The 24,921-nt window shown below is 41.3% G+C and carries 18 protein-coding genes; 11 read left to right on the top strand and 7 right to left on the bottom strand.

Annotation, left to right across the window (positions count from 1 at the left end; genetic code table 11):
• Positions 1-1,965, bottom strand: a complete 1,965-nt coding sequence (locus PZB74_RS17540; protein WP_302238464.1) for an alpha-1,4-glucan--maltose-1-phosphate maltosyltransferase — start codon at positions 1,963-1,965, stop codon at positions 1-3.
• 332 nt (positions 1,966-2,297) lie between these two features.
• Between PZB74_RS17540 and treZ the strand changes: the two genes are divergently transcribed.
• Genes treZ through malQ form a run of 4 tightly spaced genes read left to right on the top strand, consistent with a single transcriptional unit; the run spans position 2,298 to position 10,946 of the window.
• A complete protein-coding gene (treZ, locus tag PZB74_RS17535; protein ID WP_302238463.1) occupies positions 2,298-4,124 on the top strand; it encodes a malto-oligosyltrehalose trehalohydrolase in 1,827 nt (608 codons plus the stop codon).
• 27 nt (positions 4,125-4,151) lie between these two features.
• Complete coding sequence (locus PZB74_RS17530) at positions 4,152-6,614, top strand: DUF3536 domain-containing protein (protein WP_302238462.1); 2,463 nt, start codon at positions 4,152-4,154, stop codon at positions 6,612-6,614.
• 39 nt (positions 6,615-6,653) lie between these two features.
• Positions 6,654-9,407 (top strand): malto-oligosyltrehalose synthase, encoded by a 2,754-nt coding sequence (treY, locus tag PZB74_RS17525; RefSeq protein ID WP_302238461.1) that lies wholly within the window; start codon positions 6,654-6,656, stop codon positions 9,405-9,407.
• A 3-nt stretch (positions 9,408-9,410) separates the two neighbouring features.
• Positions 9,411-10,946 carry a 4-alpha-glucanotransferase gene (malQ, locus tag PZB74_RS17520; RefSeq protein WP_302238460.1) on the top strand — a complete coding sequence of 512 codons (1,536 nt, stop codon included), beginning with the start codon at positions 9,411-9,413 and terminating at the stop codon, positions 10,944-10,946.
• On the opposite strand, the gene PZB74_RS17515 is transcribed toward malQ, so the two are convergent.
• A complete protein-coding gene (locus PZB74_RS17515) occupies positions 10,921-11,859 on the bottom strand; it encodes a D-2-hydroxyacid dehydrogenase (RefSeq protein ID WP_302238459.1) in 939 nt (312 codons plus the stop codon). The genes malQ and PZB74_RS17515 overlap by 26 nt on opposite strands.
• 257 nt (positions 11,860-12,116) lie before the next feature.
• Between PZB74_RS17515 and PZB74_RS17510 the strand changes: the two genes are divergently transcribed.
• Positions 12,117-12,533: a response regulator gene (locus PZB74_RS17510; RefSeq protein ID WP_302238458.1), complete on the top strand. Its 417-nt coding sequence runs from the start codon at positions 12,117-12,119 to the stop codon at positions 12,531-12,533.
• Here the strand turns inward: PZB74_RS17510 and PZB74_RS17505 are convergent.
• From PZB74_RS17505 to PZB74_RS17495, 3 genes are all read right to left on the bottom strand, one after another.
• A complete protein-coding gene (locus PZB74_RS17505) occupies positions 12,520-13,599 on the bottom strand; it encodes a DUF6807 domain-containing protein (protein WP_302238457.1) in 1,080 nt (359 codons plus the stop codon). The two genes, PZB74_RS17510 and PZB74_RS17505, sit on opposite strands and share 14 nt — an antisense overlap.
• A 66-nt stretch (positions 13,600-13,665) precedes the next feature.
• Entirely contained in the window at positions 13,666-14,481 is an 816-nt protein-coding gene (locus PZB74_RS17500; RefSeq protein ID WP_302238456.1) for a 3-keto-disaccharide hydrolase, read from the bottom strand.
• A 51-nt stretch (positions 14,482-14,532) separates the two neighbouring features.
• Positions 14,533-15,936: a mandelate racemase/muconate lactonizing enzyme family protein gene (locus PZB74_RS17495; RefSeq protein ID WP_302238455.1), complete on the bottom strand. Its 1,404-nt coding sequence runs from the start codon at positions 15,934-15,936 to the stop codon at positions 14,533-14,535.
• A gap of 224 nt (positions 15,937-16,160) precedes the next feature.
• Here PZB74_RS17495 and PZB74_RS17490 point away from each other — a divergent pair, with 224 nt between their 5' ends.
• Positions 16,161-17,204, top strand: coding sequence for a Gfo/Idh/MocA family oxidoreductase (locus tag PZB74_RS17490; protein ID WP_302238454.1), 1,044 nt, complete (start codon positions 16,161-16,163; stop codon positions 17,202-17,204).
• A gap of 88 nt (positions 17,205-17,292) precedes the next feature.
• Here PZB74_RS17490 and PZB74_RS17485 read toward each other — a convergent pair whose 3' ends face one another.
• Both PZB74_RS17485 and PZB74_RS17480 read right to left on the bottom strand, forming a co-directional pair.
• Positions 17,293-18,201, bottom strand: coding sequence for an ROK family protein (locus tag PZB74_RS17485; RefSeq protein WP_302238453.1), 909 nt, complete (start codon positions 18,199-18,201; stop codon positions 17,293-17,295).
• A 92-nt stretch (positions 18,202-18,293) separates the two neighbouring features.
• Positions 18,294-19,679, bottom strand: coding sequence for a sugar porter family MFS transporter (locus PZB74_RS17480; RefSeq protein ID WP_302242834.1), 1,386 nt, complete (start codon positions 19,677-19,679; stop codon positions 18,294-18,296).
• A gap of 197 nt (positions 19,680-19,876) precedes the next feature.
• Here PZB74_RS17480 and PZB74_RS17475 point away from each other — a divergent pair, with 197 nt between their 5' ends.
• From PZB74_RS17475 to PZB74_RS17455, 5 genes are all read left to right on the top strand, one after another.
• A complete protein-coding gene (locus tag PZB74_RS17475; protein WP_302238452.1) occupies positions 19,877-20,479 on the top strand; it encodes a hypothetical protein in 603 nt (200 codons plus the stop codon).
• Between the two features lie 143 nt (positions 20,480-20,622).
• A complete protein-coding gene (gene uxaC / locus PZB74_RS17470) occupies positions 20,623-22,023 on the top strand; it encodes a glucuronate isomerase (RefSeq protein ID WP_302238451.1) in 1,401 nt (466 codons plus the stop codon).
• Positions 22,024-22,064: 41 nt separating this feature from the next.
• Positions 22,065-23,105, top strand: coding sequence for a sugar kinase (locus PZB74_RS17465; RefSeq protein ID WP_302238450.1), 1,041 nt, complete (start codon positions 22,065-22,067; stop codon positions 23,103-23,105).
• Positions 23,106-23,202: 97 nt separating this feature from the next.
• The gene (locus tag PZB74_RS17460; RefSeq protein ID WP_302238449.1) at positions 23,203-23,871 is read left to right on the top strand and encodes a bifunctional 4-hydroxy-2-oxoglutarate aldolase/2-dehydro-3-deoxy-phosphogluconate aldolase; all 669 of its coding nucleotides are present in this window, start codon (positions 23,203-23,205) and stop codon (positions 23,869-23,871) included.
• A 46-nt stretch (positions 23,872-23,917) separates the two neighbouring features.
• On the top strand, positions 23,918-24,913 hold the full coding sequence (locus PZB74_RS17455) for a TRAP transporter substrate-binding protein (RefSeq protein WP_302238448.1): 996 nt from the start codon (positions 23,918-23,920) through the stop codon (positions 24,911-24,913).
• Positions 24,914-24,921 lie beyond the last annotated feature (8 nt).

Genomic DNA, 24,921 nt, shown 5'->3' with positions numbered 1-24,921 from the left:
TTATTGTTGTTCAACTCTAAATACATGTGCTGGCATCTGATAGGGGTCTAGTTCCACGTAGTTCCAGTCACCATGCCAGGTGTAGCGACTATAACTAATCATGTCATATACTTCATAAGGAGCATGGGGATTTATGCCTAATTCCTCTAAAGGTATGCGTACCGAAGAACCATGTCGGTTGTAAGGATCCATATTCACTGCTACAATAATGGTGTTCTTGGTTTTTTTATCATGCTTACCATAGCAAAGAATATTAGGGTTTCCTACATCTGCAAAATGGATATTGTAGGTATCCTGCAAAGCGGGGTTTTCTTTTCTGATTTTATTTATGCGGGTAATAATCTCTTTTATGCGAGTCTCCTGATGCCAGTTCCAGTGTTTAATCTCGTATTTTTCCGAGTCCAGATACTCTTCTTTTCCGGGATAAGGTGTATTAATTCCAAATTCATACACTGGCCCGTACATTCCATAATTAGAAGAAAGTGTAGCAGCCAGTATCAGGCGCATAACAAATGCTGGTTCGCCACCATGTACCAGTACCGGAGGCAATATGTCTGGAGTATTTGGCCAGAAATTAGGGCGGAAGTAGTCACGCATTGCTGTTTTAGTAAGCTCATGCATGTATTCCTTCATCTCATAAGGATTGTTTCTCCAGGTAAAATAAGTGTAGGACTGGTTAAATCCTGCTTTAGCCAGTCTTTCCATCACCCTCGGGCGCGTAAAAGCTTCTGCCAGAAAGATCACCTCAGGATGGCGAGAACGAATATCGGCAATAGTCCATTCCCAAAAAGCAAAAGATTTGGTATGAGGGTTATCTACTCTAAAAATTTTGACGCCCTGGTCTACCCAGTACTGGATTACGCTTTTAAGTTCTTCCCAAAGGTTTTGCCAGTCATCATTTTCAAAATTGATAGGTAGAATGTCCTGATATTTTTTGGGAGGATTTTCTGCATATTGCACCGTACCATCAGGTCTCCATTTAAACCACTGCGGATGATCTTTAACATAGGGGTGGTCAGGAGAACACTGGAAAGCAATATCCAGAGCAATCTCTATACCTTGCTGCTCGGCTTCATACACCATATGCTTGAAATCATCCAGGCTACCTAATTCGGGGTGTATGGCTTTATGCCCTCCTTCTTCGGCCCCAATAGCCCAGCAAGAACCGGGGTCACCGGGATTCGCCTGTAAGGCATTGTTGAGTCCTTTTCTAAAAGTTCTACCAATAGGATGTATGGGCGGCAAATAAATGACATCAAAGCCCATTCTGGCAATTTCCGGAAGTAGGCGTACCACATCATGAAAATTACCATGTCGGCCAGGTTCCTGCGAGGCTGAACGAGGAAAAAGCTCATACCAGGTGCTGAAAAGCGCTTTTTTTCTTTCTACTTCTATCTTATAAAGTTTGGGATAAGTAGTAGCGTCTGAACGATCATAGTGGTAGTTCATCATACCGGTTGCTTCATCGCCTAGGGCAATATTTACAGCCTCACGAATAAAATCATCATGGTCGTGGCGACGAAGCGCCTGGCTTAATCCTCGTAAACGATCAGCGTCTCCACCTTCTATACGCTCTGCGGTTTTCTCCATCATTTCCGCACCAATCAGCAATTCCACCTTAATATCCTGGCCAGCCTCATACTTTTTTTTGATACCATACTGCCAGGAGGCGAAATGGTCTACATAACTCATTACCGTATATTCATAGAAGCCGGTTCGCTCCGGAGTAAAAGATGCTTTCCAACGGTCGTTAATGATAAACTCCATAGGTACTTCACGCATCGTCTCCTCTTCCTCATGCTTATAAAGAAGGATGGCCTTTATTTTATCATGCCCATCAGCAAATACATCTGCTTGTACCTCTACTTCTTCGCTTATCGTTCTTTTTGCCGGAAACTGACCATTTTCTACCTGTGGGGAAAGGTGTTCTATGACAACTCTTTGTCTTCCTTGTATTTTTTGCAAAGCGCTCTGGTTTGATTAGTTAAAAAATTAAAAAAATTCTCTGCAATACTGCCTAAACAGCTATGCATATATAATTGTTATGCTTAATTATTTATATGTATGGCGCAGGATGCAGCCAGGCCAAAAATTTCACGAATTGCTCACAAAGCGCTTTGACTGCAAATCCTGACTAAAATTTTAAAGAATTTTATTATAAACAAAACGAATAGAGTAGATAATTTAAAAAAAGTAATTTAGCTTAAGCTTGGCTTACAGAGGTGTAGTAACTTTATACATTTTTATGCCTGAAAAAGCCTTAATTTTTTATCAGCTCGCCAAAATAATTTTTTTATATGGAAAAACCTGTGGGCGCATTTTACCAGAACAACAAGACAAAGTTTAATGTCTGGGCCCCTCATTGCAAGCAAGTCAATGTTATTATTAACGACCAGCATAAAGTTAAGCTGACGCCCGATCAATTTGGCTACTGGGAAGCAGAAGTGCCCGAAGCCAAAGCGGGTGATCTTTATTTTTTTGAGCTGGACGGAAAAACCAAACGCCCCGACCCTGCCAGTCTCAGCCAACCCGAAGGTGTACATGGCCCTAGCCAGATCGTAAATCAGGAAAGTTACAAATGGAGCGATTCTACCTGGAAGGGCATTCCTATGTCAGAAATGATCATGTACGAGCTGCATGTGGGCACTTTTACATCTGAACATAATTTTGAAGGGGTTATCAGCAAGCTAGATCACCTGAAAGAGTTGGGAGTTAATACCATAGAAATAATGCCAGTAGCTCAGTTTCCGGGTAGCAGAAACTGGGGTTACGATGGCGTGTATCCTTTTGCTGTACAAAACAGCTATGGTGGAGTGGATGGGCTTAAAAAGCTGGTAGACCACTGTCATCAGATGGGTATAGCCGTAGTACTGGATGTTGTATACAACCATATGGGCCCTGAAGGTAATTACCTTAACGACTTTGGTCCTTACTTTACTGATAAATACAGTACTCCCTGGGGCAAAGCTCTAAATTTTGATGATGCGTATTCGGACCAGGTAAGAGCCTACTTTCTTCAAAATGCACTCATGTGGCTGGATGATTTTCACATAGATGGTTTACGCCTGGATGCCGTGCACGCCATCAAAGATTTTGGAGCCAGGCACTTTCTGCTTGAACTTTCTGAAATGGCAACTGAGCTTTCTGAACGTAGAAAGGTTCCCCTTACCCTGATTGGTGAAAGTGACCTTAACGATAATCGTTATATCAGTAGTGCAGAGGTGGGGGGGTACGGCTTAAGCGGGCAGTGGATAGATGAATTTCATCATGCTTTACACGCTCAACTTACCGGAGAAAAAGATGGATATTATTCTGACTTTGGCGAGATGCACCATTTAGCTAAAGCTTATGATAAAACTTATGTATACGATGGCATCTATTCTCCTCACAGAAAAAAAACCTTCGGAAATAGTGCAGAAAACAACCCTTTCAGCCAGTTTGTAGTATTCAGCCAAAACCATGACCAGGTTGGAAACCGTATGATGGGCGACCGGCTAAGCCAGCTTGTCTCTTACGAAGCGCTCAAGCTTGCGGCGGCATCTTATTTACTATCTCCTTATGTACCCATGCTATATATGGGAGAAGAATATGCTGAAGAAAAGCCATTCCAATACTTTGTAAGCCATACTGATCCCGATTTAGTAGAAGCTGTTCGTAAAGGCAGAAGCCAGGAGTTTGCCTATTTTCAAAAAGAAGGTCTGGAAACTCCTGACCCACAATCTGAGCAGACTTTTGATGACTCTACACTAAGTTGGAATGTAAAGGCTGAGAAGAGTGAGGCTATGCTCAACTTCTACAAAAAGCTGATTAACATACGCACCCAACACTCAGCTATGCAAAGTAAAGACAGAGGGCATTGTGCTTTTCAAAGTACAGAGGACGGACTTATAGCCATGCGCAGAACTAATCACGATCATCTGCTTATAGCTATCATGAACTTCTCGTCCAGCTCTTTAGACTATAGTTTATCCGAAAATCCGGCCTACAGTTTTGAAGTACTTCTGGACTCGTCATCTTCAGAGTATCTGGGCCCCAATAGCAACCTTCAGACTAAATACGCTGGCGAAGATAAGCTCAGCATCAATTCTGAATCTGTAGTAGTATTATCCATGAATACTCCTTAACTTATTTATTAAGAGATATTTACACCTATGAGTAAAAACAAATTTGTTTGCATACACGGGCACTTTTACCAGCCTCCTCGTGAAAACCCCTGGCTCAATACGGTTGAGGTACAGGACTCCGCCTACCCTTTCCACGACTGGAACGAGCGCATCTCCGCTGAATGCTACTCAAGAAATTCGGCCTCCCGTATTCTGGACAATGAGGGTAGAATTATTGATATAGTAAACAACTACAGCCGTATCAGCTTTAACTTTGGCCCTACCCTTTTGCTCTGGATGAAGAACAACGATCCGGATACATACAAGGCCATTTTGGAAGCAGATAAGCAAAGTCTGAAAAGGTTTTCAGGACATGGCTCTGCCATTGCCCAATCTTACAATCATATTATTATGCCACTGGCCAACGAACGTGATAAAGAAACACAGGTCATCTGGGGTATTAAAGACTTTGAGCATCGTTTTCATCGTAAGCCGGAAGGTATGTGGCTAAGTGAAACCGCAGTTAATACCGATACGCTGGAGATGCTTGCTAAGCATAATATTAAGTTTACCATACTTTCGCCCTATCAGGCTAAAAGTGTAAGAAAAAAAGGCGACACACAGTGGAAAGATGTTATGGGAGGCAAGGTAGATCCACGCCGTCCGTACTTATGCAAACTTCCCTCAGGCAAAAGTATCAGCCTCTTTTTTTATGATGGGCCTGTATCTCAGGGAATTGCTTTTGAAGGTCTGCTCAACAACGGTAAAGTATTTTCTGACCGACTCATTGGCCAGTTAGATATGAATGATGAGCAGGACAGCCCTCAACTTATGCACATTGCTACAGATGGTGAGACTTACGGACACCACCATCGCCTGGGCGAAATGGGGCTCTCTTACTGTCTGCACCAGATAGAAAATTACGAAGAGGCTAACCTGACAGTATACGGAGAATATCTTGAGAAATTTCCTCCGGAATACGAAGCCCAGATCATTGAAAACACTGCATGGAGTAGCACACCCCATCTGGAAAGATGGTCGGATAATGGGGGTGGAAATACCGGAGGGCACCCAGACTGGCACCAGAGATGGAGGAAGCCTCTCCGAGCGGCTTTTGATTGGCTTAGAGATGAGATGATCACCTTTTATGAAACAGAAATGGGTAAGCTGGCTACTGACCCCTGGAAGGTACGCAATGCTTATGTAGAAGTGATTCTGGATAGATCAAGAGAAAATACAGCTAGTTTCTTGAAAACCTATGCAAAAAAAGAACTGAGCAAAGAGGAAGAAGTTAAGTTTCTTAAACTGCTGGAGATTCAACACCATGCCATGTTGATGTACACCAGTTGTGGTTGGTTTTTTGACGAAGTAACGGGTATAGAAACTATACAGGACATTATGTATGCGGCTCGTGCTATACAGTTGACTCATGATATTAGTGGAAAAGACTTTGAAACTCATTTTGTAAAACTACTGGAAAAATGCCCTAGCAATATTCCTGAACATGGGCATGCCGGCTCCGCCTACACCAAGTTTGTAAAGCCTTCGGTCGTAGATATGCACCGGGTAGGCGCTCACTATGCCATCTCTTCACTCTTTTTTGACTATCCTGAAAAAACAAAGGTGTATAGCTTTGATGTGGATTCTCAGCACTATGAGTTTCATGAGGCCGGCAAGTACTCTCTGGCTATTGGTAAAGCTAAGCTTACATCTGAGGTAACCTGGGAAGAAAACCTGATCAGCTACTCTATACTTCACCTTGGAGACCATCACTTATTTGGTGGAGTTAGAGAGTTTAACAATGATGAGTCTTACCTAGAGATGAAAGAAGAAATTACCGAAGCGTTTACCAAGAGTCGTGTGCATGAGGTAATTGTGTTAATGGACAAACACTTTGGCAGTCATAATTATTCATTCTGGCACTTGTTCAAGGAAGACCAGCAGAAGATACTGGACCAGGTGATGCTGGGCACTATGGAGAGTATAGCTTTCAGCTTCAACAACATTTATGAAAACAACTATTCGTTACTACAAGCTACTAAAGAGCTTGGGCTAGCTCCGCCTAAACCACTTAAATATTGTAGTGATTTTACCATTAACGCCAAGCTGGAGAAAATATTTAAAGAAGATGATATTGACTTTAAGGAGTTAAATGCTGTGGTAGAGAGCTTTAAGAGATTGGAGGTTAAGGTAAATAAGGTGGGGCTGGACTTTCTGGCAGAGCAAAAGATCAATAGCCTGATGCAACGTCTTAAGCTGGCTCCCGATGATATCAGTATTATGAACAAGATTGACAAGTTTATGGATGCCACACACAAAGTTCCATTAAGCCCCGACCTGTGGCAGGCACAAAACATTGCTTTCCAGATTCAGAGCAAAAACTATCAGGAATATGCAGAAAAAAGTGCTGCAGGAGACGAGCAGGCTAAGATCTGGTGCGAATACTTTAAAACAATTTTTGATCAGCTAAACATTAAACTCACTGAGAATTCAGTAATGGTACATTCGTAATTTTTTTTAAACCCACTTTTTAATCTAAATCACATACTTATGCACTTAGCACGGGCCACCTATAGGGTCCAACTTCATAAAGGCTTTAATTTTGCTCAATTGAAGCAAATTATCCCTTACCTGGATCAACTGGGCATTTCTACTATTTATGCCGCTCCTTTTTTTAAAGCCACTCCCGGCAGTATGCACGGTTATGATGTGCTAGATCCACTACAGATCAACCCTGAAATTGGTACACTGGAAGAATTCAGAGCTATCAGTAAGGAGTTGAAACAAAGAGGCATGCAATGGCTACAGGATATTGTTCCTAATCATATGGCCTTTTCTCCGCAAAACCCCTGGTTGGCTGATGTAATGGAAAAAGGACCTCACTCCTACTATTACCGCTTTTTTGACATCAACTGGTTGTATCCAGAAGATGAGTATTTCGGAAAAGTAATGGTACCAACACTTGGGAGTAGCCTTGGTGAAGTCATAAAAAATCAGGAACTCAAACTGGTGTTGGAAGACAATGGCTTGTATCTCACTTATTATGAGCACCAATTTCCGGCGAGTATGGAAAGTTACCAACTACTCTTTAACTCTGCCGCCCAGGTGTTTGATAAGCAATCACCAGATGATGAAGCCAGGAAAAACTTTATCATACTACAAAAAAAGCTGGATAGTTTTATCTCCGCACTTCCGGATGCGGAAAAAGTAGTAGAAGGTTGGGATACACTTAAAGCAGAGATTCTTGATGCTACACAGAGGCATACAGCAATTCTTAATGCTGTGAAGCAAACTGCCGATGAGCTTAGTGGAGATGCACACAAATTATTCAGACTGTTAGACCAGCAGTATTACCGCTTATGCCACTGGAAAACAACCGAGAAAAAAATCAATTTTCGCCGATTCTTTACCGTCAATGACCTTATCTGCCTGAATATGCAGGACGAAAAGGTTTTTGACACCTACCATCAGTTTATAAAACAACTGCTAGACGAAGAATTAATACATGGCTTAAGAGTAGACCATGTTGATGGCCTGTTAGACCCGACAACCTACCTGAACCGTCTGAGAAATTTAGCGGGAAAAGATACACTTATTCTGGTAGAGAAAATACTGGAAGGTGATGAGCATATGCCAGAATACTGGCCGATTCAAGGCAGCAGTGGTTATGATTATCTTGCCCTTTCCAACCAGTTGCTTACGCACAAAGAAGGTGGTGAGCAGTTGAGAAAGCAATACCAGAGGCTTACTCATCAAAAAGAGTACCATCAGTTGGTATATGACAACAAGCATTTTATACTGGCCAAGCGCATGGCTGGTGAGTTGGACAACCTGATAAGGTTAATGCAGGATCTGGATATTATTCCTTCAGAAGACACGGTAGATGATATAGATAAGCTTAAAGAAGCTCTAGGGCATTTTCTGGTAGCATTTCCTGTGTACAGAGTCTATGGTAATACTCTTCCTTTACAAGATGTTGAATTGCAGATTATCAAAGAGACCTTTGAAGAAGCAGAGCAGAAAGTACCTCAGTTAGCTCCATATTTTCAACGCCTGCGCGAAATATTTAATGGTGTAGATGATAAAGATCCTGCTACCAATAAAAACAAGCTTTATTTTCTGATGCGTGCCCAGCAATTTACAGGGCCACTGGCAGCCAAAGGTGTAGAAGATACCAGTTTTTATCAGTACTACCCTCTGATCTCGCACAACGAAGTCGGCGACTCTCCCGAACATTTAGGCTATGACGCTCAGGATTTTCATGAAAGAATTAAAAGACGTAGTCTGCATACTATGAATACCACCTCTACGCATGATACCAAACGCGGAGAAGATGCCCGTATGCGTATTAATGTCCTGAGTGAAATTCCACAGATCTGGGAACAAAAAGTGAAAGAATGGCAGACACTAAATGCAGGTTTTATTGATAAATCTAATGCCAAGCAATCCCCCGATCTTAACGATGAGTACTTTTTTTACCAAACCTTATTGGGTACTTATCCTTTTCATACCAGTCCAAAAGATGAGGATTATGAGCAAAGGGTAAAAGACTATTTGCTTAAAGCCATACGCGAGGCAAAAGTAAACACAAATTGGGCAGACCCGAATACCGAATACGAAGAAGCTTTTAGCAACTTCGCTTCTCAGGTGTTAAATAGTGAAGCTTTTCTTCATAGTTTTAAGCCTTTTGCTGAGGAAATAGCCCAATCTGCGGCTATCTATAGTTTAAGCCAGATTATTCTCAAACTAAGCGTACCCGGTATTCCTGATATTTATCAGGGCACTGAATTTTGGGATCTGAGCATGGTAGACCCAGACAACCGCCGTCCGGTAGATTATCCACTGAGGGAAAAGATGATAAGAAGGCTACAAGAAGCCTGGCAGAAAGATGCAACTCAAACTGCAACTCAATTGCTAGATAACCTCCTACAGCCAGATATCAAGCTTTTTGGCATGCATCAGACTTTGCAGCTACGTAAGGCCTATGAACAGCTTTTTGCCGATGGAGATTACCAGGCAGTAAAAGTTGATAAAGAATCGGACAAACATCTGCTTGCCTTTCTGAGAACATCTGGAGATCAGCAACTTATGGTAATTGTCCCTCTGAATGTTCATCAACTGAGAACGAAGCATGAGACACTATGTGGAGAACGTTGCTGGCAGGAGGCTAAGCTACACCTTACTGAACATGCTAAAGGTGAGTGGCAACATATCTTAATCAATCAAACTATACACATTAATCAACAGACTAAAGTGGCTGATGTACTAGCTCAGTTTCCAGTTGCTCTGTTAATCAAAAAATAATATATGCTTACAGATAGAAGTTGTGGAATATTACTTCACATCACCTCTCTACCATCTAAATACGGAATTGGCGACCTGGGTCCACAGGCTTATAAGTTTGCAGACTTTATGCTGGAAGCCGGGCTTACCTATTGGCAGATACTTCCGCTCAACCCGGTTGAAGGGGAAAGTGGATACTCTCCTTATAGCGGTCTCTCGGCTTTTGCTGGTAACCCTATGCTTATTAGCCCTGAACTTTTGTTTGACGAAGGTTATCTTAGCGAGGAAGACCTGATAGCTGATGAAACATTTAGTGAAGATAAGGTGGATTTTGAAGCAGTTATCAGATACAAAAAAACTGTCTTAGAAAAAGCTTTTGCAGCATTTGAAACTAAGGCTTCGGCCAAACAGAACGGTCTTTTTAAGAAGTTCTGCCATGAACATAAGAAGTGGCTTAACGATTATGCCGATTATATGGCCATCAAAAATTACTTTGGTGCTCAGCCCTGGTACGACTGGCCGGCCGACCTGAGGGACCGGCAAAAAGACAGTCTCAAAGAGTTTCGCAAAAAGCTTAAAAAAGAAGTGAAGAAAGAAAAGTACCTTCAGTTTGTTTTCTTTCAGCAGTGGCAAACCCTAAAATTATATTGTAAAGATAGAGGAGTAAAGTTTTTTGGTGATATACCCTTTTATGTAGGCTACGACAGTGCTGATGTATGGGCACATCCAGATATTTTTAAGCTAGATGATGAAAAGACTCCTAAAGCCGTAGCTGGTGTACCACCCGATTACTTCAGTGAAACCGGGCAGCTATGGGGCATGCCTGTTTTTGACTGGAAAGAACTGAGAAGTCAGCGATACGAATGGTGGATAGATCGCCTGAGCCATAACCTTGACATGTTTGACCTGATACGTCTAGATCATTTTCGAGCTTTTTCAGACTATTGGGAGGTACCTGCCGATGAAGAGACGGCAATTAATGGCAGTTGGAAGAAGGGGCCCGGACGCCGCTTTTTTAAACACCTGAGTAAACTTTACCCGGACATGCCTATTATTGCTGAGGATTTGGGTGATATAGATCAGCCTGTATATGACCTTATGGATAGGTTTAAGCTTCCGGGAATGAAGGTGCTGCTCTTTGCTTTTGGAGAAGGTATGCCGCAGAATTCGTATGTGCCGCATCATCATACAGAAAATGCGGTTATTTACACGGGTACGCATGACAATAATACTTGCCTGGGTTGGTTTACTGAAGCCTCAGAAGTAGAGCGTAAGAATCTGGGAAAATACGCCAGTCGTACGATTTCTGAAAGAAATGTAGCCAACCAGATGGTAAGGCTGGCCTTGTCTTCGGTGGGTAAGCTATGCGTTATACCCATGCAGGATTTTCTTGGCTTAGGTAAAGAGGCTATCATGAATGTACCCTCAACCGCTACTGGCAACTGGTTGTGGAGAATGGAAGCAGGAAAGGCCGATCAGAAGCTGGCACGAAAAATTAATGACATGCTCAGCCTCTACGACCGCCTGCGAAGTACTAATGGTTTTCCAAAAAAGATTTAATATTCTGATAGACTTTATTCAGTAATAAGGTGCGGCTCTCTAGGCTAGCCCAGGCAATATGAGGAGAAAGTAAGAGTCTCTGGCTTTCTTTAACTTTAAGCAGCGGATTACTCTCATCCATAGGCTCCTGGCTAAAAACGTCAAGGGCCGCACCTTTTATTAGCTTTTCATCAATAGCCTTTGCCAGATCACTTTCGTTTACTATTCCTCCTCTGCCAGTATTTATCAGTAAGGCTGCTGGCTTCATAAGCTTAATACGCTCATAATTTATAAGGTTTTTTGTAGCATCATTTAGTGGTGCATGCACGGAAACGATATCTGAAGTTATCATTAAATCTTCAATTTCCAGCCTTAAATAGCGGTCATGGCGACTTTTACCAGAACTTGAGTAGTATACAACCTCGCAATCAAAAGCTTCGGCTATAGTAGCTACTTTTTTACCAATATTGCCCAGCCCAATGATTCCAAAACGCTTGCCTTTCAGCTCCCAGAAAGGGGCTCCCAAATAAGTAAATATATCGCTTTTGCAATACTCACCTGTTTTTACATACTCATCGTGGTGAGCAGTTTGGTTCAAGAGGCTGAGAATAAGGCTAAACGTTTGTTGAGCAACGCTGGATGTAGAGTAGTCTTCCACATTCATGACTGTAATACCTCTTTGTTCGGCTGCTTTAAGATCTACATTATTTTTTCCGGTAGCGGCAATACAAATAAGCTTAAGATTTTTGGCAGCTTCCATTTCCTCTTTACCAATATATACCTTATTGGTAATAACAATATGCTGATCGTTAATACGCTCTTTAACTTGTGCAGGGCTGCTTATCTCATAAGATGTATAAGTGCCAAATTCCTCAAAAATGTGCAGATTGGGGAGATTTCCCACAGTTTTTGTATCTAAAAAAGTAATATTCATTCGCCTAAAAATTTGTGATAGCTAATTATAAAATTGATTCTTTTTCGTAATATTTTTTGACTATACATTAATTAATTATCGCAATTGTTACATAATATGCACCTAATATTAAAATAACTGCGATTTTAACTTTTTACAATCTTATGGGTTGTATAATTTCTGGCAATGAACTGCCAGATTATTGTAAGATTATAGGTTCAACTTCATGAATCCTGAAAACAATAGCCCAGGATATTTTTTAATATAATACTATGGACATGAATTTCCCTAAAAGCGTATTGCTTATTGATGATGATGAGGTAAATAATTTTATCATCTCGGAATGGATTAGTGAAAATAAACCTGAAGTTACATTTACAATAATAGACAATGTCAGCGATGCAATAGAGTACCTTAAAGCACAGAACGATGAGAGTTTTCCTCAACTCATTCTTTGCGACTTAAGGATGCCCAACTATAATGGATATGACTTTTTACAGCATTATGAAACACTCTTTTATCCTTCTAACCTGATGACTCAAATTATAGTGATGAGTGCACATCTGGCGAAGCAGGATATTGAAAAACTAAAAGCTTTTCAGTTTATTACTGATACATTAATTAAGGAGACCGTTCAGGAAAACTTTAAAAAGATCAGTGAAAGCTATAAAAATAAGCCAGCTAGCGAAGGCTAATGTAGTCCTGGTACTTAGCTTCCAGTTCTTCCAGACTTAATTGTTCTCCCTGATAGACTAAAATACGGTACTTAAATGATATTGACTCTGAAGGTGCCAGTGTAAGATTTAATTCTTCTGTACCTTCGGAGTATACTTTGCTACCCAAAGGATTTGCGGCAAAAAGCCCATACCCTCTGGCCATCCAATGTGTAGGGTGGTTTATATTATCCGGATGATCCATGATAGTAATTGAATAGTGTAGGCTATCCTGATCAGAACTCAGGTTTACCCACTTACTCCTAGTGCCCCAGACAGCATCTCCTTCTAAGCCCTGATCGCTCCTGTACAAACCTTTTACATGAGTGTTATCAATAATTTCTTCTTCTGATATTTCACCTTTTTCGTTTATAATTTCCTGAGGGTTATCATAGGCTTGTTCCATAAAACGTGCCACTCTAATAGCCATCATGCCTTCTTTAGAATCTTCAAAGACCACCGAATCTTTAGTAGCCTTAAGGGTGCTCTCTCTGTCAATCAAGCGAAAGGGGCCCTCACCCATAAAGGTAAAAGTGGTTTCTTCCAGTAGTAAGGTATCTCCATAGTCGCTAATCCAGTCTGCTACATATGTAAGCTTAGCCTGCTCTCCCATTTCTTCCATTTGCACCTCTCGCTGTACTATAGCACCATACACTTTATTTTCAGTAGTTTCAGTTTTTGAGGTGCTTGCCCAGAAATCCACCTGATTAACGACTCCATGATTAAGCCAATGACCTACATGATGTAAATGATCGGCCTGTTCGCCGACACGAGGTTCAAGAGGATAGCCTCTGGTAATCACTGTTCCATTTGACGAACGAATAGGAAAGAGTACTGGCTTTTTTAGTGCAGAGTCATATCGGTATGTGGTAAAAGGCTGGCCATCTACAAATACATCTACCATCTGCCTGGCTTCGTCATGTCGGAGGCTAATGTGCTTATCCGCAACTGCCGTAGTATCTTGTAAACTACTGCTCTGCTTCTGCTCATTGGTCTGGCATGCTCCTAAAACTATAAAGATGAAGAGATAAGTGTATATGTATCGCATATGTGTAGATTAAAAAGTAACAGCTAAGACAAATTTTGCCTTAGCTGCCTGATAATTAAATAAAAGTTAAGACGCTGGTAGCTCTCTTACTTTAATATTTTTGTAGAAAACCTGATTTCCATGGTCTTGCAGTAGTATGTGACCAGACTCCCACACGCCAAAACCTTCCCAATCTTTGTACTTACTGTTTTGTATTCTTTGGGCAAACTCTTCGCTGAAACGATCGTACTCAACTACTTTTTTACCATTCAAAAAGTGCTGAACTTTACCCCCCTGAGAGACGATACGTGCATGGTTCCATTCTCCTACTGGATTTACTTCTTTACCTTCAGCAGCAATGAGGTCATACAAAGAAGATACTGTACGTGTACCTTTGCCATTATTACCTTTTTTAGCATCAGGATGCTTATCATCATCCAGTACCTGATATTCTAAACCAATCGCGGACTTACCAGAATTATACTGCTCAGTTACATAATATTTAATACCACTATTTGCTCCTTCAGTGATTTTAAAATCCAGACTTAACTCAAAGTCTGTATATTCTTCTTTGGTAACAATATCACCACCATTACCGGATTCTTCTCCTTCAGCAGCCTCTACCACTAGCACACCATCTTCAACATACCAGCCTCTCTCAGGAAAAGTCTCACTATGGGCGCCCCTCCATTTGTCAGTAGATTGACCATCAAAAAGAAGTTCCCATCCATTCTGGGTTTCTTCAGGACTAAGCGTATTATCTTTATTCTCTTCTGTAGTAGTTGCTGTCATAGCTTCTGCCTCAGCGGTAGTGCTCTCTTCAGTTTGCTCTTTGCCCTGCTTGCCACATGCGGCTAACATTCCGAAAGCAAGGGTCATGGCCATGATTTTCTGTAGTTTCATCGTATTTTGTTTGTAAGATTAAAAATTAGAGTTAGTAGATATATCGTTGTGTTAAGGATTGTTTTTACTGTCTTCAAACATATGCTGGTAATGTGATGACTGCTGAAAGATACCACCACTATGCTTGTAGAATTCTGCCCCTGTATCAAAAAGACCGTTTTTGGCATGTACCCAGGGTGCCTCTGGTTTTGGCAGGTAGCTCATCATCTGCTTCCAGTTTTTGTAGTTCTGATGTCCGTTGTTCTCCATAGCTCCCATGCCTTTAAAGCCTGGCCAGGCAGCCAACCTGGCAGCCACATTTTTATTCCAGTCTACCAGTACAGGATTTACTGTCAGGTCTGCACACAGACAGGGAGTATTTTTTTCATGAGCTAGCTGTGCAATTTTAAATGTCATGCTCAGTGTTTTCGCAATGGGCTTCAAAGCTATCCCCCTATAACCCATTTGTATTCTTTCTTCGGCATCTTTATCAGTATGTGCGCTTTCATCTGATACCAGCGGTGCTTCAAATTCGCTCACATCTTGGCGGTACTCTTCAGGAAAAGGTTCTTCTACCACCATAATCTGCTCATATGCACCAATTTTTTTTGCGTGCTCCAATAGTTTATGCAGGGTATCTTTATGGGCGTAGCGTCCATTCATATCAAAGTAATAGGGAATCTTTCCGTTTTCCGTATGTTCGGTTTCGCCCTGCCCTATCACTTTATGAATTTCGCTAAGTTTAGCCATATCTTTCTCTAGCATTTCCTGCTGCCCACCCGGATGACCAAGTTTGATTTTCATAAAAAAGTACCCTTCTTCCGCCAGCTTCTTCATTTGGGCCACCGGTGTGGCATAAGAGAAGGAAGGCACACTAATTACCTTCTCATGTCGGGCAGGCATACCTTCGCGATATGCCTCAGGTATCAGATCATCAAAGTTGTCTATACCGTTTTTATCAGCATACAGTAACCATGCAGCATTATCAAAACCTACCAATGCGTTGAGCACAAATGTTTTACGAAGTTCCGGATTACCAGTAATCTTTTTGGCATAACTATAGGTATCATCCAGAATACGATCCAATAACTCTATTGGCGTATCAAAGCTCATTCCCCTGGCCATTTGTAAAGCAAACTCACTAATGGCGTACATAAGAGCATTCCCCCCGTTTTCTGAATGCTGCAAAAATACACGAGCGTCGCTCCAAAGGGTATTTTGCGTACCTAATCCAATTTTGCTGACACCCCGATCGTCTGTCATTTGCGCTACCGTTTGCCAGACATTGGTTACATAGCCCCCCTTAAAGCCATAAGGCGTAGCAAGAGGCTCACGTTCAAAATTTGAGCTAACATCGGCAATATTTACTTTTTGCGCAAACGATTGTATTGAATTGGAAAAAGAAAGGGGCATAATAGGTAAAGCAGTAAGGGCTGCACTTTTTTGTAAAAATGATCTTCGGTTAAGTTGTTGCATTTTAGCTATGTTAGAGTAGTATCCTAAGCTAGCAAAGCTTTGTATTTGAAGCAATTATTTTGATATATAAGCTCGTTAGCTTCCATATATAAAGATCACTCATACTAAATTACTGAATTGAACCCCTGAAAATACTTGTACCCTACATTTTCATTATTCATATTAGCCAGACAATTTTACGCAGAAGACTATTTTTTTTATACTAAGCAAAATCTAAACCTACTATGATTCGCGCCGCTCTTGCCTCTTATGGTATGTCAGGAGAAGTTTTTCATGCTCCTCTCCTCTCAGTACACCCTCAGTTTGAGCTTTACAAAATATTAGAGAGAAACCGCAACAAGTCCAAAGAACGTTATGCTGATGTGCAGGTGGTCAAATCTTATGAAGAGATATTACATGATGAAAATGTAGACCTGGTAATAGTAAATACGCCAAATGCATACCATTTTGACATGGCCAAGCAGGCCCTGGAGGCTGGCAAACATGTAGTGATGGAGAAGCCGTTTACTAATACTTCTGATGAAGCGGCTGAATTGATTAACATAGCTAAGCGCAATAATAAACTGCTCACAGTATTCCAGAACAGAAGACTGGATAGCGACTTTAGAACTGTACAAAAAGTACTGGAAAGCAAAATGCTGGGCTACCTGGTAGAGTACGAAGCCCATTACGATCGTTATCGTAACTTTATACAACAGAATACCTGGAAAGAAGAGAGTGGACCGGGATCCGGCATACTTTACAACCTGGGTTCACACATGATTGATCAGGCACTGACATTATTTGGTCTTCCTAAAAGCTTGCTTGCCAAACTAGGCATTCAAAGAGAAGGAGGCAAAGCCCATGATAGCTACCACCTGATTTTAAGTTATGAAAGCTTTCAGGTAGTACTCAAATCCAGCTATCTGGTTAGAGACGAAGGCCCTCGCTACAAGGTACTGGGAAATCTGGGCACATTTACTAAATATGGACTAGATGTTCAGGAAAATGACCTCAAAGCAGGCAAGGTGCCTACAGATACAAACTGGGGGACTGAACCACCTGACATCTGGGGCACGCTAGATACCGAAATTGAAGGTTTACATTTTAAAGGTAAAGTTGAGTCCGAGAAAGGTAATTACCTTGCTTTTTATGATAATCTGGCTGATGCTATTAACAAGCAGGCTGAGCTTTTGGTGAAGGCAGAAGAAGCTATGCACGTTATTCAACTGATAGAACTTGCCGAAAAGAGTCATGCAGAAGGTAAAGAGCTAACTATCAATTTTTAAAAATAAAAAGAGCTGTTTTTAATAGACAGCTCTTACCATTTATTAGCAAGCCTAAATTTTGTAGCCTCTTCTTAAGAAGCAAATTGGATTAGGCGGTCAGCATAGCGGCTCCGAATACTCCTGCACTATCTCCCAAAGCAGGTTTGAAAAAGCGAGTATCCAATCGGTTATTAAAGACAAATTTTTGCGCTGAAGCTACTCCCTCCGTATACAAAAGGTCAATATTGCCCACGCCTCCTCCTAAAACTATTGCGTCAGGATCTAATATATTGATGACAACAGATATGCCTAGGCCAAAAAAATGCGTAAGCCTGTTGATAGTTTCGGTAGCAAACTTATCCGTGCCCTTTTGATGTAGTTGAGCTATCTCCTTTAAAGTTTTTTGCTCTCCACTAACCGAGTGATAATACTTTTCCAGTGCCGGGCCAGAAAGTATAGTTTCCACCACTCCTTTTCTGCCGGTATAGGCTATCCCCCCCGACTCATCAAGAAAATTGTGTCCCCATTCGCCACCTATTCCCTGCCTGCCCGGCAAGACTCTACCGTTGATCACCACTCCACCACCAACTCCAGTACCCATAATAACTCCGAATACTACATTAGCTTCGGGCATCTGCTGCTTCACTACGCCCATGCGAGCCTCAGCTAAAGCAAAGCAATTTGCATCATTAGCCATACTTAACTGTACGCCTAATGCTTTTTGTAAGTCGGCATGAAAGTATTTATCATTCAGGCAGGTAGTGTTACTATTTTTGTGAAGACCAGTTAGAGGATCTACAGTACCAGGGGTACCTATACCAATATGTTCAACTGTCATACCTGACTCTTCTTTCATCTGATCAATAAGCGACTTAATCCGCGAAATGATATGCTCATAACCACCGGCTTGTTCAGTCGGTATTCTGGTACGCAAAAGTACTTCCGGATCCTCCGCGTTTTTTAGAATCACTCCTTCTATTTTAGTTCCGCCAAGGTCAATTCCCCATAGAGGTTTCATAACTTATTCGGTTAGTTTGCAAAAAAAAGACAGAAAGCTAATGGTTAGCTTCCTGCCTACAAATAAATAGCTTATCGTTATATTTAATGAATTTATACCAGTTCTTTTTCTATCTGCTCCAGTGATTTTCCTTTTGTTTCGGGAACAAAGAACCAAACAAAGAAGAAACTTAACGCACTGATGATGGCAAATATACCGAAAGAGAATGCGCCACCTTTATTTTCCAGTAACCAGGGAAAAGTCTGGGTAACCAGATAGGTTGAACTCCAGTGCATAAACAATGAAACAGACATGGCAGAACCTCTGAATTTGTTAGGAAATATTTCCGATACTACCACCCACATAACTGCGGCATGGGTAGCGGCAAAAGAAGCGATATAGCCTAGTATTGAAAATAAAATACCATAACCGCCAGGAGTATTAGACATGAAAGAAAACACCAGGAAACTTAATGATACCGTCATTCCTACTGAACCTGCTAGCAGCAAAGGTTTTCTACCAATACGGTCTACCAGGTAAATGGCTACAAATGTAAAGGTTAGGTTTACAGCTCCTATGGCAACAGTCTGAGCAAGTGCTGACTCCAACCCGGCGCCTGCGCTGGCAAAAATATTAGGGGCATAGTAGATAATCGCATTAATACCGACTAACTGTTGAAGCATAGCCAGGATGATGCCTACCATCATAACTTTGCTCATCTTTCCTTTAAAAAGGTCACCAAAGGCGACTTTTTCATGTGGCTCATGTAGCGTCTCTTCTATCTCTTTGAGTTCGTGCTGAACCTGGTTCTCTCCTTCCAGTTTTCTTAAGACCTCACGTGCTTTGTCTGGCTGATTGTTTTTGTAGAGCCAGCGTGGGCTTTCAGGTATAAAAAAGAGCAATACAAAGAAAAGTAATGCGGGTAATGCTTCACTTCCCAACATCCAGCGCCAGCTTTCATCTCCAAAGGTATTGGCAAACAAAAGGTTAGTAAAATACACCACTAAGATACCAATTACGATTGTAAGCTGGTTGACCGATACCAGACGGCCTCTTTTATCGGCGGGAGCTATTTCTGCTATGTAGGTAGGGGAAAGTGCCGAAGCTGCTCCTACTCCTATTCCTCCTATAATTCTGGCAATCACAAAGAAATTAAAACTGGTAGCCAGGGCTGTACCTATTGCTGAAAATGAGAATAAGATGGCAGTAGCAATCAGTACTTTTTTTCTACCGAAAAGGTCACTGGTAAAACCCGCTGAAAATGCCCCAATGATACATCCTACAATTACACTGGAAACTGCCCAGCCTAGCGAAACAGCATCTAACTGAAAGTACTTCTGGATAAAAGGATTGGCTCCTGATATAACTGCCGTATCAAATCCGAAAAGAAACCCGCCCAGAGCAGCAATGACAGTTATTGCCAGGACATAAGTATTTTTTTTCATAAATAAAGGTGTGAGTTTGCTTGAGTTAGTTTGTGTTAAAACGACTCCCCAAATTGCAAAAAATTGATATTAGTACAAAGTTTCATAGCCTTCGCTTAAAATTAGCTTAACAAATATCATATTATTTTAACTTTAAGAAAAAAGAGTATATTTGCGAAGCACTTTGCTACTGCAACTAACCAAGAATGATCTACAGGAGTATCTGTACCATAATACGCTGGTTTCTGTGCCTCTCTTCCAAGCAAGTGAAGATGAATTACAGAGCAGGCATGCCAGACAATAGCCCTAACGTTATTGTAAGCAACACCGCTCACCCTCTTAAAAGCGCCTTAATATTATTAGGCTGCACCCAGCTTCCTCTCAAATTTGTCAAGATTTACAAAGATAATGTCAGTCCCTTAAAGCGATTTGTTTTAAGGTTTCTAAACATTGAGCCACTTGTAATTTCTGAAGATGTCAGGCAACGTAAGCGTTCCCTTCACAAAATCTGGAAATCGCATCGTGAGCTTTTAACCCATAATTATAGTCTGGTCTTTTTAACAAAGGCCGATAATGGTAAAAGAAAGCTCAGTAAAAGCCCTGCACGCCTGAGTTTTCATACCGAGTCTGTATTTGATTTTAATCTGAATGTGAAAATTTTTCCTGTCAGATTTGAGGAAAAAGATGAGTATACAACTATTGTAAATTTTCTGAACCCGGTATGTATTGCAAAATACGCTCAGGAGTATAAAAATTACCCTGCACATACCATCAGGCACATTACACAGCAGATAGAAGAAGTGCTTTACGATTATCACCCCATCTTAAACGAATCAGTTCTAAACCCTTCTGATTGTGAGAAAATTCTAGTCTAATATTTTTATATCCCTTGCTCCTTATCTGTCTAAATCCATACTTTTAGAAAAGAAGCTAGCATCTTTTCAAGAAATAGTAGATTAAATTTTTAGATTTGTAATGCAACCAATTGCATAGAATAGTAAACTTTAGAATTTGATATATGAAGGCGTTTTTAGACCAAAATTTCCTATTACAAACCGAGACTGCTCAAAAGCTCTATCATGAGCATGCCAAGAAGATGCCCATCATTGATTATCATTGCCATCTTCCGCCTGACCAGATAGCAGCAGACAAAAAATTTAGAAACCTGACGGAAATTTGGCTGTATGGTGATCATTACAAATGGAGAGCTATGCGATCAAATGGTGTTGCAGAAAAGTATTGCACTGGCGACGCAGACGATCTGCAAAAGTTTAAACAATATGCTGCAACAGTACCCTATACCCTCCGTAATCCTCTTTACCACTGGACACACCTGGAGCTTCAACGTTATTTTGGCATTGATACTCTGCTAAACGAAGATAGCGCGGAAGAAATTTATTATAACTGCACCGAACAACTTCAGCAAGATGAGATGAGCTGTCGTAATCTTCTTAGAAAGATGAACGTAAAAGTAGTTTGCACTACTGATGATCCTGTTCATTCTTTAGAGCATCATGCACAGTTGAGAGAAGAAGGCTTTGAGATTAAAGTGCTACCCACATTTAGAGCAGATAAAGCAATGGCCGTAGACCATCAGGAGTCTTACAACACTTACCTGAATGAGTTGGAGAACGTGTCGGGAGTTAAAATTTCTCATTACGATGACTTACTGGAAGCCATCAGGATCAGACATGATTTTTTTGCTGAAGCTGGTTGCAAACTATCTGACCATGGTATAGAAAACTTTATCGCAGAGGATTATACTCAGGAAGAGGTTAAAAAGTCATTTCAAAAAATACGTTCTGAAAAAAATTTAGACAAGTGCGCAATCGATAAACTTAAGTCTGCCATACTTTATGAGTTAGCTAAACTAGATCATGAAAAAGGCTGGACACAGCAGTTTCATGTGGGTGCCATGCGAAACAACAGTAGCCGAATGATGAAGAACCTGGGACCAGATACAGGTTTTGATTCTATAGGTGACTATCGTATTGGTACGCCTATGTCTCGCTTTTTTGACCGCTTAGACTCCAGCAATCAGTTAGCCAAAACCATTATTTATAACTTAAACCCACGTGACAATTATCTGGTAGGAACCATGATCGGTAATTTTAACGATGGGTCTACACCTGGCAAAATGCAGTTCGGCTCAGGATGGTGGTTCCTAGATCAGAAAGAAGGAATGGAAATGCAAATGAATGCTCTTTCTAACCTAGGATTGCTAGGCAGGTTTGTGGGAATGCTTACCGATTCTCGCAGCTTTCTTTCTTACCCAAGACATGAATATTTTCGCCGAATTCTCTGTAACTTGCTAGGGAATGACGTAGAAAACGGAGAATTACCTCATGACATGAACCTACTGGGACAGACCGTAGAAAATATCAGCTACAACAACGCCAAATCTTTTTTTAATTTTTGATTTAACAAATTTTAATACTGACAATCTAACTATTACAAAGAATGAGCAACAAGAAAGTAGTCACTTTTGGAGAAATTATGTTAAGACTGGCGACACCTGGTTACCTGCGTTTTACGCAAGCAACAGAATTTGAAGCCACCTACGGTGGTGGTGAGGCAAATGTAGCTGTATCGCTGGCAAACTATGGACTTTCACCTCAGTTTGTAACAAGACTCCCTAAAAATGACATTGGCGCAGCTGCACTTTCTACGCTAAGAAAGTATAATGTAGGTACCGACCATATTGCTTACGGTGGAGATCGTCTGGGTATCTATTTTCTGGAATCAGGAGCGGTAAGCCGTGGTAGCAAAGTAGTGTATGACCGCGCTAACTCCGCACTGTCAGAGATTCAACCCGGTATGATTGATTGGAACAAGGCCCTGGAAGGTGCTGAGTGGTTTCACTGGACTGGTATTACCCCAGCGGTATCTCAGGGTGCTGCTGATGTGTGCCTGGAAGGGATCAAAGCTGCTAATGCAAAAGGAATTACCGTATCTACTGACCTAAACTACCGTAAAAACCTTTGGAAATATGGTAAAAGTGCATCTGATGTGATGCCCGAACTTGTAGAAGGTTGCGATGTTATCCTGGGAAATGAAGAAGATGCTGAAAAAGTTTTTGGAATTCACCCGGAAGGTGTTGACGTAACGAAGGGCCATGTAGAAGCTGCGGCTTACGAGTCGGTATGCAAACAACTGATGGAGCGCTTCCCCAGGGCGAAAAAAGCAATTATCACATTAAGAGGTTCTATCAGCGCAAGTCATAACAGCTGGTCAGGAGTACTTTATAATGGCAGCAAACTATTTGAAGCTCCTACTTATCAAATCACTCACATTGTAGACCGTGTAGGTGGTGGCGACTCTTTTATGGGAGGCCTGATTTACGGACTACTTACCTACCCTGAAGATGATCAGAAAGCACTTAATTTTGCAGTTGCAGCTTCTTGCCTGAAACATACCGTTAAAGGTGACTTTAACCTGGTAACTGTAGACGAGGTAGAGAAACTGATGAGCGGAGACGCATCGGGTAGAGTATCTCGCTAAGCTATACGAACGACGAACATGGGTAGCACATACGCGCTCATGTTCTCTTTTCTGTTTTATTTATTAATACACATACAATTACCTTTTATTACTAACAATGGCAAGATTTACCAGAATAGAAGTAGCCCTTAAAATGAAGGAAACCGGTATAGTACCTGTTTTTTTTCATAAAGATCTGGAAGTTTGTAAAGCAGTAGTTAAAGCCTGTTACGAAGGTGGGCTAAGAGTTTTTGAATACACTAATCGTGGCGACTATGCTCATGAAGTATTTTCTGAGCTGAACAAATTTGCTGAAAAAGAAACACCTGACATGATTATGGGTGTAGGTTCAATTGTAGAGCCAGGCACTGCCTCTTTGTATATGCAGTTGGGTGCTAACTTTATCGTTTCGCCGGTGCTTAACCCTGAGATGGCAAAAGTATGCAACCGTAGAAAAGTATCCTGGTCACCGGGTTGTGGGTCACTTTCAGAAATCAATTATGCTGAAGAGCTAGGTGCTGAGGTTGTTAAGATTTTTCCAGGAACAGAAGTAGGTGGTCCTTCATTTGTAAAAAGTGTAAAAGCTCCTCACCCCTGGAGTAGTATTATGCCCACCGGAGGCGTATCCCCTACAGAGGAAAACCTTTCGGCATGGTTTAATGCTGGCGTACATTGTGTTGGCATGGGCTCTAAACTAATTACCAAAGAAATTATAGCTCAGAAAGATTACGATACCTTAAAAAATAAGGTGAAAGAAGCTATGGACATTGTTCGTAAACTAAGATAAGGCATAGCGCCTCACAGACATTTACTAATACTACAACCTAATTTCTATGCTAATACTACGTTGGACATCAACGCTACTATTGCTTTCCACAATTTTACTGGTAATCCTCCCCTCCTGTAATCGGATTTCAGGGGTGCGCACACTCAAGATCGCTCACTCTAACGATGCATCTCACCCTGTACATCAGGGAATGCTTTATCTGGCAGAAAGAGCAGAAGAGAAATCGGGAGGTAAGCTAAAAATTAATGTCTACCCCAGCGCTCAACTTGGTCAGGAAAGGGAATGCATTGAGCTGCTTCAAATTGGTAGCCTTGCCATGACAAAAAGCTCTGCCGCGGTAATGGAAGGCTTTGCACCTAACTATAAAGTACTCTCACTTCCCTATATTTTTCGTAATAAGGAACATCAGTTTGAAGTACTGGATGGTGAAGTAGGTAAAGAACTGATGCTGGAAGGCGAAAAATACTGGCTGAGAGGGGTAACCTTTTATGATGCTGGAAGCAGAAGTTTCTATACTAAAGATGCTCCCGTAGAAGAGCCTGATGATCTGGTAGGAAAAAAAATAAGGGTAATGCCGAGCAATACTGCCATTAATATGGTAAAGGAGTTGGGCGGCTCTCCTACTCCTATCTCTTATGGCGAGCTTTACACAGCACTGCAACAGGGTGTAGTAGATGCAGCCGAAAATAACCCGCCTAGCTTTTACTTCTCACGCCATTACGAAGTCTGCAAATTTTACTCTCTCAATGAGCATACGGCCATTCCTGATATTTTGCTGATCAGCACTATTGTCTGGAATACCCTGAGCGAACAGGAGCAGCAATGGCTACAGGAAGCAGCAGAAGAATCTGCGGTCTATCAGAGAGAACTGTGGGCAAAATCTGAAAAAGAGTCTTTGGAAGCTGTAAAGGCGGCAGGAGTTACTATCACCTACCCAGATAAAAGTAAGTTTGCAGAAAAGGTAAAACCTCTTTACGAAACCTACAAAGACCAAGAGGAAGTCTACGACCTTATCCAGAGAATACAGGCAGTAAAGCCTTAAGTCAGATT

Source organism: Porifericola rhodea (assembly GCF_030506305.1).
GTDB lineage: Bacteria > Bacteroidota > Bacteroidia > Cytophagales > Cyclobacteriaceae > Catalinimonas > Catalinimonas rhodea.
This window is presented reverse-complemented; position numbering and strand designations above follow the sequence as displayed.